The sequence below is a fragment of the Burkholderia sp. AU4i genome (assembly GCF_000466765.1).
Taxonomy (GTDB): Bacteria; Pseudomonadota; Gammaproteobacteria; order Burkholderiales; family Burkholderiaceae; genus Burkholderia; species Burkholderia cepacia.
The window spans coordinates 1-16,088 of the sequence record NZ_ASSI01000197.1; the positions used below are offsets into that span (position 1 = coordinate 1).

Consider the following 16,088-nt stretch of genomic DNA (forward strand, 5'->3'; position numbering starts at 1 on the left):
CGGCCCGACGGTCACCAAGGACGGTGTGTCGGTCGCGAAGGAAATCGAGCTGAAGGACAAGCTCCAGAACATGGGCGCGCAAATGGTCAAGGAAGTGGCTTCCAAGACCAGCGACAACGCAGGCGACGGGCTGCACGGGTTCGGGGGCCTTGTCGGCGATTGCCGGTGCGGGTTCGGGCGCCTTGTCGGCGACCGCCGGTGCGGGCTCCGGTGCCTTGTCGGCAACCGCCGGTGCGGGCTCCGGTGCCTTGTCGGCGACGGGCTGCACGGGTTCGGCGGCCTTCGTGTCGGCGACCGGCGCGGCAGGCACCGGCGATGCCTTGTCCGCAACGGCCGGCGCGGCAAGCACGGCGGCAGCCGGCACGGCGGCGATCGCGGCCGCCGGTACGACCGAGGCTGCGGGCGCGGCCGCGACAGCGGGTGCGGCGGCCACCGCAGGCGCTGCAGCGACGGCCGGTGCCGCGGCTGCAACGGCGGGTTTGGCAACAGCAGGAACTGCGGCAGCAGCAGCCGGCGCCGCCACTGCCGGCGCGGCAGCAGCAACGGCCGGTGCAGCAACGGCCGGCGCGGCGGCAACCGGCGCGATCGACGGCACGGGCACGGGTACCGGCACCGACACGGGCGCCGCCTGCACCGAGGTCGTCGCCACCGGGCGGGCCTGCGCCGGTGCGGGCGCGGCAGCGCCCAGCGGCGGCAAGCCCATGCGGTCACGCACGATCGGATCGCGGTACTTCACGTCGTCGGCGACCGTCGCTTCCACGCTCGGCGCCACGTTCGAACGTGCGAGCGGCGTCGTCGTGCCCGGGCACAGATGACCGGTCGCTTCCACCGCACGCCGGTTCGCGTCGCTCTGGCAGAGCAGCGCGAGCGCCACGTCGGTCAGGCCCATCGCACGGAATTCACGCGCGTCGAGACGCCGCACGCAGGCCTGGTCGACCAGCGTCGTGCCGCCCGTCGCGCCGAACCCCGGGAACGACACGCCGACGCTCACCGATCCCATGCAGGTATCGGACAGCGTGGTCGTGAGGCCCGGCGCCTGGATCGCGGGGTTCGTCTTGATCGTCTGCGTGCCGGAGTAGTTGACGTTTTCCGACGACTGGGTGTTGTACGGGTTGGTGCCGGGCGCGCCGGACGACTGCAGCGACTGCGGCGTCACGTTCGTGCCGCCGCTCGTGCTGGACGGCATCGTCACGTTCACGTTCACGCTCGAATTGCCGCTGCTGCGAACCCCGCTGGAGCTGGTGGCGTTGCCGCCGCGCGAGCTCGTGGTGTTCGTGTTCATGCTCGAGCCGCCGCCCTGGCTGACTGCCGTCGACGACGTCGACGACTGCGCGCTCGAAGTCGAATCGGCGGTTTGCGCTTGGGCGCCGATCGTGGTCATCGCGAACATCGCAGCGCATGCCACCTTGATCCTGTTGCTGTTCATTTCACTCTCCGGACGAGGTTTTACCTCCCACCCAGGCAACCGTACTAATTCCCCTGATTCCCTTCAGCTTTGCCTGCTTCCCCGAACTGCTTCCAGCCGTTGCCCAGCTGGGACCACGAGCCGGCCGACATGCCCTGCCACTGCTGGGCGTCTGGTCCGCCGATGGCACTGCCCGAAGAAAGCGTTTGTTGTTCTGACGGTTTGGTTGTCTGGTCAGGGTTGTTTGACGTCTGCAAATTCGATTGCACGTCGTTGGCAATACGGTCAGCGCCATACGCCGTCAGAGACGCGAGCATCAGAGCGGCGGCAATCAGTTTCTGCTTCATGCCAACTCCTTACGTGACAACAATGTGGGCAAAAGAGACCAGCGTCGCTGGGAAACTGGTCCCCCCACACCTGACTAATGACTGCTTCCGGTCGCACTTGAACTGGCGTTGCTTCCGCCCGATGCGGACGGCGAGCCGGCCGGACCGGTACTCCACACGGTCGACGAGTTGTAGTGATTCGAACCCGCGATCGCGCCTGACCCCGCACTGCCGGTCAGCCCAGCGGCACCCGCGTTGGCATTGCCCTGGTCGTTCGCGCTGCTGGCCGTGTAGTGGTTGGCGCCCAGCACGATCGTGGCACTCACCCCTCCCGACAGCGCATTCGCGTTCTCGTTCGTTTTGCTGTTTCCACCGTACGAGCCTGCGGCACCGATACCGCCGCCTGCCGCGAACGCGCCCCCGTTCGTGCCCGAACCGCTGGCCGTCGAGGTCGTGTTGTGGAAGGCGGACGCCGTGCCGGCGGAACCAGCGGGTGTCACCGTACTGCCCGCGTTCGCGCCCGCCGTCGAAGTCGAATTGCTGGTATAGCTGCCGGAGCCGACCAGAACCGAACCGGAAACACCCGCCGCAACGGACTGTGTCTGGTTGGTCGTGGAGGAACCCGCTGCCAATGCAGCCGACGATATGACGGTGAGCGCTGTCGCGAAAATGACTTTGGCTTTCATAGCAATTCCTTGCCGTGAGTAAGTTCGGCGGTGGCGGAGCCGGGTCTACCCCCATCGAGCGGAACCCGGCATCCGTACCGCCAGCCAATGACGAACGCTACGCGTCGCGGCTTAGTGGTGAACCGTCCAGCCGATCGAGCCGGCGTTCGCGCCGCTGGTGCCGCCTGCTTGTGCGCCGCCGAAGCCGAAACCGCTAACCGACGACGATTGCGTGTGGTTCGTGTACGAGATCGAACCGCTGCCAGGGCCACCTGCAAGTGCGCCGGCTGCACCGAGTGCAGAGCCGGAATCGGTCGCGGTGAAATGGCCGAAGCCGGCAACGCCTGCCATCGTCGAACCGCCGCTCGACGAGCTGCTGCTCGACACCGTGCCGCTGCCTGCGAACGCTGCACCCGAAACCGCCAGAACTGCTGCTGCAATCAGAAGCTTCTTCATGGTCGACTCCAAAACGGCGTGGACGGAGTGAGTCAGGAAGATCGCACGCCATCAACCTTCCTGACTTGAGCAATCCTCGAAATTAAGGATCACTATCAAATTAAGAAATCATGCTGCCTTTTCAATTTCTGTTTTTTGCGAATTTGGCCAGACGAAGCTTAGTCTCGTGTTTTTTAGTTATCCAAATTTTTTTGGTAGGTGTTTTCTATTATTTTTATGAACATTGGATTTATTAAAAACACCATTGCCTGGCAAACCAGAAAGATGCAGATATCTTTCCGGCCCGCGATATTCGATACCCCGCCGGTCGGCGTGCCGGTACGCGGCACTCCATGCCGGAATCGAAAATTCGCGAATACATTAACCACCGCAAATGCAGCGACGTTGAAAAATACACCTTTTATTCAGGCGACAACGGGCCTGCATTGCAGCCAGGTGGCATGTCGTCTCCCTGAGCTGTCGACGAAAGGTCTTCCGGATAATCCGGCCGACGGGCGTTCGATCTAATCCGGCCGGCGCCGGCATGGGCCAGGCGCGATCGAAGCGGCCCTGCACGGCCGAAGACGAATCGGCATCACGCTGTCCGGCACGAACAGCCTGATCCATCCCGATGAACTGAATGAAAGTGAGTGTCGCTGTCGCCCGACTGCCGTGCGGCGCGACAACCGCGCCATCACGCGAAGCGCGCGGCGGGCAAGAAACCGGGACAGCGCAACCCGCGATGCTGGCACAGCGTCGCGAGCGTCACCCCGGCCTTTCCGACTACCCCACTGATGCGCAAAGTACGCGCCGATCAACCTACAGCTTATGGTCTTCATCGCCGTTTCCCCGACTGCTTATTGACGAGTTGGCCGCCCCACCTGTTCGTTGCTTCGTGTCGACCGCCCGCCGGTGCGTCCAGTACCGCAAGCAGCGTGCCACACGTTATTCCACCGGAGATTGCGCACGGCAAACGGCCGCCACGGCAGCCCGCATCGCCGGGAACGACATTTTTTGTTTCAGGAATGTATCGCAATGGCGGTTTGACGCCCTCGGCGCTTGTCGAGCGCCACGACGCAACTGCCGGATTTGACGGACGAATCCGGCTCGCGGCCGTGCGTCTGATGGTCAGATGAACGAGTGTTTCAAACTTGAGAAGCACATGGCCGCGCAAGGCCGGCGGCGCCGGCATTTCCGCTTGCGAACCGTGGGGCGACACGCAAATGGCCCCCTCGCGTGCCATCACAAACGAGAATCGATTCGGCCGATACAATGCCCGGAGAGCCCGGTACATCAGCCTCCTGCATCACGTCGGCACGCGTTTCTCCGGATGACCGAAACGAATTTGATTCATTCGTGAAAATACCGACAGGATCACACGCCGCTCAAGCGTAGAAATAACCGTAAAAATTAAAACTTTCGCACCGGCGTAATAATTAAAACAAATGAAAAAACGCGACCTCATCCGGACGCCACACAACATTTTTTCACTTTCATTCCCCATCCTTTCACCCACCCGATCTCCAGATTGGCCGCACGTTCGAGAAGCGTTTTCAATCCTTTATCCGCTCATTTCTCATTGATGAAACATTCCCGCTCGACATCTGATTGACTGAGCCAATCCCGCAAAAGCCTGATTTATCGCGTTTTTCGTCGTATCGAATCGCATCGATCCGGCAATCGGCCTGCGGGCTTTTCTGGCCCCACGATTCACGCATGAAACAGAAGCGCGCATATCACGCTGCAATCTCGCCGCCGCGACCGTGCGCATCGTGCCGACATCGTTCATGGCATGCCGATTGCCTGATATCCGGCTCTCACCGAGCGACACGCCGTGGCACAAGATCACGAACGGCGGCCTGCTCGTCAATCAGCGTATCGGGGAAAAGGCGATGAAGATCACCACCGATCGATCGACGCTTGCGTCGTTCAAGCTTCAACGGGGTAGTCAGCGAAACCGGAGTGCCTGTCGCGGCGCTTCGTCAACCTCCGTACATGCGAACCGGCGCTTGCCGAAGCGACACCCGTGCAGCGGGATGGAACGCGTGCGCGCCGCCGTCGAGCTGATCGACGTGTTGTTCCCCGAGCTGAACGACGAAGGTGAAAGCCATGAATGACAGGGTCACGCTCGAGACGCGCGCCGGGCAGCGTGTCCTCGTCACGGGCGGCGCCGGCTTTCTCGGCAGCTATGTCTGCGAGCGCCTGGTCATGGAAGGCGCATCCGTCACGTGTATCGACAGCCTGCTGACGGGGCGCAAGCTCAACGTCGCCGACCTGAAGGCGTCCGGCCGCTTCGAGTTCGTGAAGGGCGACGTCTCGCTCGGCCTGCCGCAACTGCAGGTGGACGAGATCTGGAATCTCGCGTGCGCGGCATCGCCGCCCACCTACCAGATCGATCCCGTCCACACGATGATGACGAACGTGCTCGGCATGCACCACTGCCTCGCGCTCGCGCGCAAGACGGGCGCGCGCGTGTTCCAGGCGTCGACCAGCGAGATTTACGGCGACCCGGCCGTGCATCCGCAGACGGAAACCTATCGCGGCAACGTCAACACGATCGGCCCGCGCGCGTGCTACGACGAAGGCAAGCGCGCGGCCGAGGCGCTGTGCTACGACTACTACCGCATGCACGGCATCGATGTACGCGTCGCGCGCATCTTCAACACTTACGGCCCGCGAATGTCGCCGCGCGACGGCCGCGTCGTATCGAACTTCATCGTCGGCGCGCTCAACGGCGCGCCGCTCGAGATCTACGGCGACGGCATGCAGACACGTTCGTTCTGCTTCGCGACCGATCTCGTCGACGGCTTCTTCTGCCTGATGAGTGCCGAGCGCAACATCGGCACGCCGGTCAACCTCGGCAACCCCGGCGAATTCACGATGCTCGAACTCGCGGAGAAAGTGCTCGCGATGACGGGCTCGAAATCGGAGATCCTGTTCCGGCCGCTGCCGATCGACGATCCGCACCAGCGCAGGCCCGACATCTCGATCGCGGCGGCCGAGCTCGGCTGGCGGCCGGCCGTCGATCTCGACGAAGGGCTGCGCCGGACCGTCGACTATTTCAGCCGGGAACTGTGGCTCGAGCCGGTGCTGCGCATGACCGGGGCCACGGCATGAAGGTGCTCGTGACAGGCGGAGCGGGCTATATCGGCAGCCATACCTGCAAGGCGCTCGCGGCGGCGGGACACGAGGCGGTCGCCTACGACAATCTGTCGACCGGCCATCGCGACGCCGTTCGGTGGGGGCCGCTCGTCGCGGCCGACATTCTCGATCGCGACGCGCTGTCGAAGGCATTCGCCGTGCATCGGCCCGACGTCGTGATCCATTTCGCCGCGCTCGCCTACGTCGGCGAATCGGTGCTCACGCCCGAGCGCTATTACACGGTCAACGTCACGGGCACCTGCACGCTACTGAGCGCGATGCGCGCGGCCGGCGTCGGGCGGATCGTGATGTCGTCGTCGTGCGCGACTTACGGCATTCCGGATGCGCTGCCGATCTCGGAACGCACGCCGCAGCGGCCGATCAATCCGTACGGCTTCACCAAGTACGCGATGGAACGGATGGCCGCCGATTTCGAGCGCGCGTACGGAATCAGGTGGGTCGCGCTGCGCTACTTCAACGCGGCAGGCGCGGACCCTGACGGCATGATCGGCGAATGCCACGAACCGGAAACGCACGCACTGCCGCTCGCGATCCGCGCGGCACTCGGCACGGGCGACGCGTTCCAGGTGATGGGCACCGACTACCCGACACCCGACGGCTCGGCGATTCGCGACTACGTACACGTGAGCGACCTCGCCGACGCGCACCTGCAGGCGACCGCCTATCTGTGCGGCGGCGGCCACAGCGTCGCTTTGAATCTCGGCACCGGCAAAGGGACGTCGGTGCTCGACGCGCTGCGCGCCGTCGAAGCCGTGACGGGCCGCCGCGTGCCGACGGTGACGGCCGCGCGCCGCCCGGGCGACCCGCCCGAGCTGTACGCCGACGCCACGAAAGCCGCGCTCGTGCTCGGCTGGCGGCCGCGTTTCACCGCGATCGAACCAATGGTCGAACACGCCGCGGCCTGGTTTCAGAAAGCACTGCAAGTCGAATCCGGCAAGTGAGCCAGTTTCCTTGAACGCCACCCAGGGGAATCACCATGAATGTGCGGATCGCCATCGTCGGCACCGGTTACGTCGGGCTGGTGAGCGGCGCGTGCTTTGCGGATCTCGGGCATGACGTCGTCTGCATCGACAACAATCGCGGCAAGATCGACGCGCTGAACGAAGGCCTCATGCCGATCTACGAACCGGGCCTCGACGCACTCGTCGCACGCAACGTCGAACGCGGCACGCTGCGCTTCAGCAGCGACCTCGCGGCGAGCGTGTGCGACCGCGACGCGGTATTCATCGCGGTCGGCACGCCGACGCTGCCGGGCACCGACCAGGCAGACCTGCAGTACGTCGAGGCAGCCGCGCGCGAGATCGCGTCGAACCTGACCGGTTTCGCGGTCGTCGTCACGAAGTCGACGGTGCCGGTCGGCACCAATCGCGTCGTCAAGCAGATCGTCGAACGCCACGCGCCGGCAGGCGTCGACGCGGCGATCGCATCGAATCCGGAATTCCTGCGCGAAGGCTCGGCGATCGACGATTTCATGCATCCGGACCGCGTCGTGTTCGGCGCCGAGCATCCGCGCGCGATCGAGATCATGAAGGCCATCTATGCGCCGCTCGAAGCGACGGGCCACCTCGTGCTCGCGACCGAGATCGAAACGGCCGAACTCGTGAAATACGCGGCGAATGCGTTCCTCGCGGTGAAGATCAGCTACATCAACGAGATATCGGACCTGTGCGAAGCGGTCGGCGCCGATGTCGAACTGGTCGCGAACGGGATGGGCCTCGACCGCCGCATCGGCGCATCGTTCCTGAAGGCCGGCCCCGGCTGGGGCGGCTCATGCTTTCCGAAGGACACGCGCGCGCTGAAGGCGACGGCGTCCGAACACGCGGTGCCGCTGCGCATCGTCAGCGCGGCGATCGAATCGAACGCGCTGCGCAAGGAGCAGATCCTGCGCCGCATCGAGAAGGCCTGCGGCGGCTCGATCAAGGACAAGCGCATCGCGGTGCTCGGCCTCACGTTCAAAGGCCAGACCGACGACGTGCGCGAAAGCCCGAGCATCGACGTGATCCAGCTGCTCGTCGGCGCGGGCGCGCATATCCGCGCGTACGACCCGGCGCGTCCGCACGAAGCGTCGCGGCTGCTGCCGCAGGTATTCATGGAGGGTTCCGCGATCGACGCGGTGCGCAGCGCGGACGCCGTCGTCGTGATGACCGAATGGAAGGCGTTCGAGGCACTCGATCTCGCCGACCTCGCGGATCACATGGCCGATCCCGTGATGCTCGACATGCGCAACCTGTTCAGCGAACGGCTGGCCGTCGACAGCGGCTTTCGCCGCTACGAACGCGTGGGCCGCTCGTGCGGCGAACGCGCGCCGGCGGCCCCGGAGCCGGAACCGGAACAACAGCACGCCAGCGAGGACACCCGGCCGCAACGCGGCCTGCTTCAAGACTGATGATCTGACCTTGACGGGAGAACACCATGAAGAAGCTGGTCGCGTCGCTTGCCGGCGGCTCCGTGCCGGATACCGCCGATACCGCCGATACCAACGAAACCGACACCGAGGCCGTTCGCACCGACTCGCAGCAGGCAGACGTCCCGCTCGTCGTCCCGTTGATGGACAGCGGGACCAGGATCGTCTTCCACATCCTCGCGCTGTGCTGGTTCGTCGCGCTGGGCATCTTCTGGCGCTGGTGGCTGCGCGACGAGCACTACGTCGACGCATTCCGCTTCGGCGTCAACTGCTTCGTGCTGTTCTGGACCACCTTCATTCCCGGCTACTTCATCTTCATCATCCGCTCGGCGGTCGTGCCGAACCCCGCGCTGCCGGTGCCGCGCGACTGGCGCGTCGCGATGGTCGTCACCAAGGCGCCGTCGGAGCCGTTCGACATCGTCCGCACGACGCTGCTCGCGATGCTCGACCAGACCTACCCGCACGATACGTGGCTCGCGGATGAAGACCCGTCGCCCGAAACGCTCGACTGGTGCCGCGAGCACGGCGTATTCGTGTCGACGCGGCGCGGCATCGCCGCGTACCACCGCGCGAGCTGGCCGCGCCGCACCAGATGCAAGGAAGGCAATCTCGCGTACTTCTACGACATGGTCGGCTACGACAACTACGATTTCGTGTCGCAGCTCGACGCCGACCACGTGCCGACCCGCACCTATCTCGAGGAGATGCTGCGGCCGTTCGTCGATCCGGAAGTCGGCTACGTGTCGGCACCGAGCATCTGCGACAGCAACGCGGCCGGGAGCTGGAGCGCACGCGGGCGCGTGAACGTCGAGGGGCCGCTGCACGGCACGATGCAGGCCGGTTATGCGGGCGGGCTCGCGCCGCTGTGCATCGGCTCGCACTATGCGGTGCGCTGCCGTGCGCTGCGCGAGATCGGCGGGCTCGGGCCCGAGCTCGCCGAGGATCACTCGACCACGATGATCTTTAATTCGAAGGGCTGGCGCGGCATGCACGCGCTGAACGCGATCGCGAACGGCGAAGGACCGCGCACGTTCGGCGACCTCGCCACGCAGGAGTTCCAGTGGTCCAAGAGCGTGATGATCATCATGCTGCGCTACACGCGCCACTATTTCACGGGGCTGCCGCTGAAGCTGAAGGCGCAGTTCCTGTTCTGCCAGCTGTGGTACCCGCTGTGCGCGCTCGCGATGGCCGGCGGCGTCGTGATTCCAGTCGTCGCGCTGCTCACCGGCCGCGTGTGGGCGCACGTCGACTACCTCACGTACCTCACCTACGCGCTGCCGCTGGCCGTGCTGCTCCTGTGCGTCGTGACCTGGGCCACGCGTTCGACCCAGTCGTGCCGCCCGCTGAATACGAAGCTGCTGTCGTGGGAAGGGCTGTCGTTCGTGTTCGCGCGCTGGCCGTGGGTCGTGCTCGGCTGCGCGTCGGCGGTGTTCGACTTCGTGCGCGGCAAGGAATTTCCGTTCAAGGTCACGCCGAAGGGCGGCACGATCGAACAGGACGCGCCGCTGCGCGTGGTCGCGCCGTACCTGCTGATCTCGCTGTTCTGCAGCCTGCCCGTCGTCACGGTCGAGAACCCGCGCAATGCTGCGGGCTTCTATCTGTTCTCCACACTGACGAGCATCCTGTATCTCGTGATCGCGGCCGTCGTCGCGGTGAATCACGGCAGGGAGCAAGGGCTCGAATGGTCGGCGTTCCGGCAGATGTTCTTCAGCCGCCTGCCCGTGCGCAACGCGCTGTTCGTGTTCGCGCTCGCGATGCTGCTCGCGGGCATCGGGCTGCGCGCGCCGAAAGGCTGGCAGGCGATGATGTGGCGCTCGGGCCTGCCGGCCGTGGTCGCGCCCGCGCCGGGCGAGCCGGTGAAGCAGCCCGAACTCGGCGCTTATGATCCCGACAACACGCTCGCGGCCAACCGGGATCTCGCGTTCGACCATGTGTTCGTGTCGTGGAACGCGCCCGACATCCGCGCGGAAATCGACGCAGCCTACCGGAATGCGCAGGCACGGAACCGCTCGCTGATGCTGACCGTCGAGCCCTGGGCGGCGGGCGACACGCGCCCGGGTGCGCTGCTCGCGGATATCGCGCACGGGCGCTACGACGCGCAGATCGCAGCCACCTGCTCGGCGCTCGCCGCGTTGAAGGGCCCCGTGTTCGTGCGCTGGGGCCACGAGATGGAGGCCGACACCGGGCGCTATCCGTGGGCCATCGGCGATGCGCCGGCCTACGTGGATGCGTACCGGCGCGTCGTGACCACGTGCCGCACGATGACCGACCAGCTCCGCTACGTGTGGTCGCCGGCCGGCAACCGGAACCTCGACGACTATTTTCCGGGCCGCGGTTATGTGGACGCCGTCGGCCTGTCCGTGTTCGACTGTCCGCGCTGCGCGACCTGGCCGGCCGGCGGCCATGCGTCCGCCGCGAGCATCCTGCGGACCAAATACGAGCGGGTGACCGATTACGGGCTGCCGGTGATGATCACGGAGCTCGGCGTCGACGGGTCCGGTTCGCGCAAGCGCGAGGCACTCGACGAACTCCAGCGGTCGCTGTGGCGCTATCCGCTGCTGAAGGCGGTCGTGTATTTCAACGCGGTCGATACGCCGGGCGCGTGGCCGGTGCATTACGTGCCGGACTGGCGGATCGCGCCGACGTTCCTGCAGACGACGGTGGTCGCCCGATGAAATGACCGGCGACCGGCCGCGCGCCGGCTGCCGGCCGTCAGCCGAGCAGTTCCTTCTTCCGCAGTTGAACGACGTCGCGCATCGGCGGCGCGCCGAACAGCCGGCTGTATTCGCGGCTGAACTGCGACGCGCTTTCGTAGCCGACGACGGCCGCCACCGACCCGACATCACCGCCCTGCCGCAGCAACAGCCGCCGCGCCTCGTGCAGCCGCAGCTGCTTCTGGTACTGCAGCGGGCTCAGCGTCGTCACGTGCTTGAAATGGTGGTGCAGCGACGACACGCTCATGTTGACCGCCTGCGCGAGCGACTCGACGCGCATCGGCTCCGCGAAGTGATCGCGGAGCCATTCGATCGCGCGCGCGATCCGGTGCGTCTGGCTGCCCGCGATCGCCATGTGCCGCAGCCGCGTGCCCTGCCCGCTCGTCATCAGCCGGTACAGCAGTTCCTTTTCGATCAGCGGCGCGACGACCGGAATGTCGGCGGGCGTATCGAGCAGCCGCGTCAGGCGCAGCGCGGCATCGAGCAGCGGCGGCGTGAGCTCGGCGAGCGCGATCCCCTCGCCTTCGGGGCCCGCGTCGGGTTCGGGCAGCCGCATCTCGGCCGCGAGCTCGACGATGCGCTGCGGATCGAGCGTCAGCGACAGGCACAGGTAAGGCGCCTCCGGCGACGCGTGCGTCACGCGCGACAGGATCGGCAAGTCGATCGATGTAATCAGGCAATTCTGCGTGTCGTACTCGTAAGCCTGGCCGGCGACGATCACGCGCTTCGCGCCCTGCGCGGCGATCACGAGCGCGGCGCGCGACACGCCGCAGCCGAGATCGACCGGCCGCGAATGCCGGTGCAGCATCAGGCCCGGCACGGCCGTCGAATGCGAGCCGTCCGCCGGCGCGAAACGGCCGATCAGCGTCGCCAGCTCGCGCCGCCCGGATTCGCGCGACGTCACGATATCGGTCATGTCCATGACACTTCCTCGATAGATTTCCCCATGTCGCGGGAGCATAGCGAAACCGCCCTGAGCCTGCCGGGGATTTGCAGGATTGTTCAATAAATTTGCAGGATTGGGTAGACGCAAAAACCGGCGCCTCGCGCACACTGCCCGCTAACCGGGCGCATGCCGGGTTTTCCCCACGGAGACAATCAAAATGCCAACCTCGTTTGTCCTGAACGGCAAGAACGTCACGCTCGACGCCGATCCGTCGATGCCCGTCCTCTGGGCGATTCGCGAACACGCGGGACTCACCGGCACGAAGTTCGGCTGCGGCATGGCGCAGTGCGGCGCGTGCACGGTACATCTCGAAGGCCAGGCCGTCCGCTCGTGCGTGCTGCCGCTCGCCGGCATCGCGGGCAAGCACATCACCACGATCGAAGGACTGCAGAGCAAGCCCGCGCAGGCCGTGCAGGCCGCCTGGGTCAAGCTGCAGGTGCCGCAGTGCGGCTACTGCCAGTCCGGCCAGATCATGTCGGCCACCGCGCTGCTCGAACAGAACCCGAAGCCGACCGACGCGGACATCGACGCCGCGATGAACGGCAACCTGTGCCGCTGTGCGACCTACGCCCGCATCCGGGCGGCGATCCACGACGCGGCCGCGACGCTGGGAGCCTGACCATGACGATCGAACTCGACAACACCGGGTCGGTGCGTCCGTCGCGCCGCACGTTCCTGAAGGCCGCGGGTGCCGCGGCCGCCGTCAGCCTGACCATCGGCTTCGAATGGGCCGGCCTCGGCCGCCGCGCGCTGGCCGCGACCGCGCCCGCCGCGGACTTCGCGCCGAATGCGTTCCTGCGCATCACGCCCGACGGCGCCGTCACGGTCATCGCGAAGCACGTCGAAATGGGCCAGGGTGCCTATACGGGCATCGCGACGATCGTCGCCGAGGAGCTCGATGCCGACTGGTCGACCGTGCGCGTCGAAAGCGCGCCGGCCGATGCGAAACGCTACGCGAACCTCGCGTTCGGCACGATGCAGGGCACGGGCGGCAGCTCGGCGATGGCGAACTCGTGGCAGCAGCTGCGCGAAGCGGGCGGCAAGGCCCGCGCGATGCTGGTGTCGGCCGCGGCGGCCCGCTGGAAGGTTCCGGCCGGCGAGCTGACCACCGCCAACGGCGTCGTCACGCACGCGAAGAGCGGCAAGAAGGCCGCATACGGCACGCTCGTCGCCGATGCGTCGAAGCTGCCGGTGCCGGACAAGGTCGTGCTGAAGCAGCCGGCCGATTTCAAGCTGATCGGCCAGCGGATTCCGCGCGTCGACGCGTCGCCGAAATCGAACGGCACCGCGCATTTCACGCTCGACACGACCTTCCCCGGGATGCGGGTCGCGCTGCTGCAGCGCCCGCCGCGCTTCGGCGCCACGGTGAAATCGTTCGACGCGACGGCCGCCAGGGCCGTGCCGGGTGTCGTGTCGGTCGTGCAGGTGCCGGGCGGCGTCGCGGTCGTCGGAACCGGCTTCTGGGCCGCGAAACAGGGTCGCGACGCGCTGAAGGTCGAATGGGACGAAGCGCACGCCGAAAAGCGCGGCTCCGACGAGATCATGCGCGAATACCGGCAGCTCGCCGACAAGCCGGGCACGTCGGCGCGCAAGGACGGCGATGCCGACGCGGCGATCGCGGGCGCCGCGCGCAAGATCGGCGCGACGTACGAATTCCCGTATCTCGCGCACGCGCCGATGGAGCCGCTCGACGCGGTCGTCAAGCTGACGGCGGACAGCTGCGAAATCTGGGCCGGCGACCAGTTCCAGACGGTCGACCAGGCCAACGCGGCCAGGACGGCCGGCCTGAAGCCCGAACAGGTGCGGATCCACACGCTGTACGCGGGCGGCAGCTTCGGCCGGCGCGCGAACGCGTGGTCCGACTACGTGGTCGAGGCCGTGTCGATCGCGAAGGCGCTCGGCGCCGACGGCAAGCCCGTCAAGCTGCAATGGACGCGCGAGGACGACATCCAGGGCGGCTTCTACCGGCCGATGTACTTCCACAAGCTCGACGCGGGGCTGACTGAGGACGGCAAGCTGGTCGGCTGGCGCCACCGGATCGTCGGCCAGTCGATTCTCGCCGGCACGCCGTTCGAAGCGTTCATGGTCAAGAACGGCATCGACGCCACCTCGGTCGAGGGCGCGGCGAACCTGCCGTACGCGGTGCCGAACGTGTCGGTCGAACTCACCACCACCAAGGTGGGCCTGCCCGTGCTGTGGTGGCGCGTGGTCGGCAGTTCGCACACCGCGTACGCCGTCGAGGCGTTCATCGACGAAGCCGCGCACACGGCGGGCAAGGATCCGTACGCATTCCGCCGCGACCTGCTCGCGAAGGAGCCGCGCATGCGCGCGGTGCTGGACCTGGCCGCGCAGAAGGCCGGCTGGGATCCGGCCAAGCCGCTGCCGAAGGGCCGCGGGCGCGGGATCGCCGTCGCCGAGGCGTTCAAGAGCTATGTCGCGCAGGTGGCCGAGGTGTCGGTCGACGCGGACGGCAAGGTGAAGGTCGAGCGCGTGGTGTGCGCGGTCGATTGCGGGATCGCGATCAATCCCGACATCGTCGCCGCGCAGATGGAGGGCGGCATCGGCTTCGGGCTCGGCGCGGTGATGCACAGCGCGATCACGCTGAAGGACGGCCAGGTCGAACAACGCAACTTCGATGGCTACCACGTGCTGCGCATCGCGGAGATGCCGAAGGTCGAGGTGCATATCGTGCCGTCGGCCGAAGCGCCGACCGGGGTCGGTGAGCCGGGCGTCGCGCCGGTCGGGCCCGCGGTCGCGAACGCGATCTTCGCGGCAACGGGCAAGCGGCATTACGTGCTGCCGTTCGATTCGGCGGATAGCGCGAAGGCTTGACGGCGGGGCGACACGCCGGCCGCGGGGCGGAGACGCCCTGCGGCCGGCGTTTTCAATGCATCGCGGGAATGTCGTGCTTGTTCGAGCCGACGCCGCCCGACCTCGCGCGGCCCGTCCGCCCTCCTTACTCCTGCTCGACTTCCGGCCAAAGCCTCGGAAACAGAAACCGGAGGCTGCTCAGCGGCAATCCGAACGAAAGTTCACCGCGATGCGAAGGCGAAGTCAGCAGAGCGCAGTCGCCAGCGGGGTATCGCGTACGGCAAGCAACCGCTGCGACGAATCGACGAGTTCGGCGGCCTGCTCGAGCAGCGGATCGAGTACGCGATCTTCGGGAAACAACGGCTCGAAGGTGGCGACGGTCGTCATGCTTCCGTGCAGGGTTTCATGTAGGGTTCGATGTCGGCAATTTTGGCCACTTATGTCACTGATTCATATTGATTTTCCATCGAGCCGTGTAGGGTTCGATGTCGTGTTCCCATCCCCTGCCGCCGCCCTGGATCGCGCACATGTTGCCCCCGGCTCCCCCGCGTTACGTCAGATGTAACGCCCGTAACGTCGGCCGCCGATGCTACGTAACAATCCTTCACCTTTGCTCTGACCCTTTCCCTACCTGCGGCACGCCGCTCCTTGAAAATTCTTTTAAATTCAAGGCCAGAGTGCCGTCCGCTCGGGTGCCGCCCCCTGTCGTGACACGACGATCCCTTCCCTGGCCCGGAAGTTGCAGCACAGGACCCGCAAACACTCCTTTATGGACATGCGAGGGCCACCATGGATTGCAAATACCTGTACATCGACAACATAAAAATCAACTTCGTGCGCCGCACGATCGAAATCGACAACAAGATCGTCGACGTCACGCCGCGTGAATTCGACGTCGTCGAATTCCTGCTCGACAACATGAACAAGATCGTGCCGCGGCAGGCAATCCAGGAAGCCGTGTGGGGCCGTGAACTCGGCGTGTCGTCGCGCACGCTCGACACCCATATCTCGCGTATCCGCTCGAAGCTGCAACTCGATCACGACAAGAACCTGCGGATCATTCCGATCTATGCGGTCGGCTATCGCCTGGTGCTGTTCGGTGCGGCGATGACGCACGTCGAGCGCCACGAAGCCGCGCCGATCCTGCGCGCGACACCGCAAGCCGTGATGGCCGCCGACTACGCCTGACGATTTACCCGCGAGCCGCATGCATGCGGCTC

General features: G+C 66.0%; 14 protein-coding genes and 1 pseudogene. 9 read left to right on the forward strand and 6 right to left on the reverse strand.

What is annotated here, in order from left to right:
* Positions 1–121 precede the first annotated feature (121 nt).
* The 4 genes and pseudogenes from L810_RS35290 to L810_RS35305 form a co-directional block, all read right to left on the reverse strand.
* Positions 122–1,426 (reverse strand): annotated as a pseudogene (locus L810_RS35290) (chemotaxis protein CheA); the annotation flags it as partial.
* Between the two features lie 44 nt (positions 1,427–1,470).
* Positions 1,471–1,752 carry a hypothetical protein gene (locus tag L810_RS35295; protein ID WP_011354481.1) on the reverse strand — a complete coding sequence of 94 codons (282 nt, stop codon included), beginning with the start codon at positions 1,750–1,752 and terminating at the stop codon, positions 1,471–1,473.
* A gap of 74 nt (positions 1,753–1,826) precedes the next feature.
* Positions 1,827–2,417, reverse strand: coding sequence for a hypothetical protein (locus tag L810_RS46235; protein WP_060280444.1), 591 nt, complete (start codon positions 2,415–2,417; stop codon positions 1,827–1,829).
* A 111-nt stretch (positions 2,418–2,528) separates the two neighbouring features.
* Complete coding sequence (locus L810_RS35305; RefSeq protein WP_021162963.1) at positions 2,529–2,852, reverse strand: hypothetical protein; 324 nt, start codon at positions 2,850–2,852, stop codon at positions 2,529–2,531.
* 216 nt (positions 2,853–3,068) lie between these two features.
* On the opposite strand from L810_RS35305, the gene L810_RS47720 reads away from it, so the two are divergent.
* The 6 genes from L810_RS47720 to L810_RS35330 all read left to right on the forward strand — a co-directional run bounded on the left by L810_RS47720 (position 3,069) and on the right by L810_RS35330 (position 11,072).
* Positions 3,069–3,359, forward strand: coding sequence for a hypothetical protein (locus L810_RS47720; RefSeq protein ID WP_141667529.1), 291 nt, complete (start codon positions 3,069–3,071; stop codon positions 3,357–3,359).
* 1,235 nt (positions 3,360–4,594) lie between these two features.
* Positions 4,595–4,948: a hypothetical protein gene (locus L810_RS35310; protein ID WP_257009018.1), complete on the forward strand. Its 354-nt coding sequence runs from the start codon at positions 4,595–4,597 to the stop codon at positions 4,946–4,948.
* Positions 4,941–5,948 carry a UDP-glucuronic acid decarboxylase family protein gene (locus tag L810_RS35315; protein WP_042977503.1) on the forward strand — a complete coding sequence of 336 codons (1,008 nt, stop codon included), beginning with the start codon at positions 4,941–4,943 and terminating at the stop codon, positions 5,946–5,948. Before L810_RS35310 ends, L810_RS35315 begins: the two co-directional genes overlap by 8 nt.
* Entirely contained in the window at positions 5,945–6,934 is a 990-nt protein-coding gene (gene galE, locus L810_RS35320; RefSeq protein WP_021162966.1) for a UDP-glucose 4-epimerase GalE, read from the forward strand. The genes L810_RS35315 and galE overlap by 4 nt, the downstream gene beginning before the upstream one ends.
* Positions 6,935–6,969: 35 nt before the next feature.
* Positions 6,970–8,379: a UDP-glucose dehydrogenase family protein gene (locus L810_RS35325; protein ID WP_021162967.1), complete on the forward strand. Its 1,410-nt coding sequence runs from the start codon at positions 6,970–6,972 to the stop codon at positions 8,377–8,379.
* A gap of 26 nt (positions 8,380–8,405) precedes the next feature.
* A complete protein-coding gene (locus tag L810_RS35330; RefSeq protein WP_021162968.1) occupies positions 8,406–11,072 on the forward strand; it encodes a glycosyltransferase in 2,667 nt (888 codons plus the stop codon).
* A 37-nt stretch (positions 11,073–11,109) separates the two neighbouring features.
* Here the strand turns inward: L810_RS35330 and L810_RS35335 are convergent, their stop codons facing one another.
* The gene (locus tag L810_RS35335) at positions 11,110–12,033 is read right to left on the reverse strand and encodes an AraC family transcriptional regulator (RefSeq protein ID WP_027789521.1); all 924 of its coding nucleotides are present in this window, start codon (positions 12,031–12,033) and stop codon (positions 11,110–11,112) included.
* A gap of 181 nt (positions 12,034–12,214) precedes the next feature.
* Here L810_RS35335 and L810_RS35340 point away from each other — a divergent pair, with 181 nt between their 5' ends.
* Positions 12,215–12,676 (forward strand): (2Fe-2S)-binding protein, encoded by a 462-nt coding sequence (locus tag L810_RS35340; protein WP_021162969.1) that lies wholly within the window; start codon positions 12,215–12,217, stop codon positions 12,674–12,676.
* Positions 12,677–12,678: 2 nt separating this feature from the next.
* Positions 12,679–14,889 carry a xanthine dehydrogenase family protein molybdopterin-binding subunit gene (locus tag L810_RS35345; protein ID WP_021162970.1) on the forward strand — a complete coding sequence of 737 codons (2,211 nt, stop codon included), beginning with the start codon at positions 12,679–12,681 and terminating at the stop codon, positions 14,887–14,889.
* A gap of 222 nt (positions 14,890–15,111) precedes the next feature.
* On the opposite strand, the gene L810_RS47725 is transcribed toward L810_RS35345, so the two are convergent.
* The gene (locus L810_RS47725) at positions 15,112–15,255 is read right to left on the reverse strand and encodes a hypothetical protein (protein WP_021162971.1); all 144 of its coding nucleotides are present in this window, start codon (positions 15,253–15,255) and stop codon (positions 15,112–15,114) included.
* A 402-nt stretch (positions 15,256–15,657) separates the two neighbouring features.
* On the opposite strand from L810_RS47725, the gene L810_RS35350 reads away from it, so the two are divergent.
* Positions 15,658–16,056 carry a winged helix-turn-helix domain-containing protein gene (locus L810_RS35350; RefSeq protein WP_021162972.1) on the forward strand — a complete coding sequence of 133 codons (399 nt, stop codon included), beginning with the start codon at positions 15,658–15,660 and terminating at the stop codon, positions 16,054–16,056.
* The last annotated feature ends 32 nt before the right edge of the window (positions 16,057–16,088 follow it).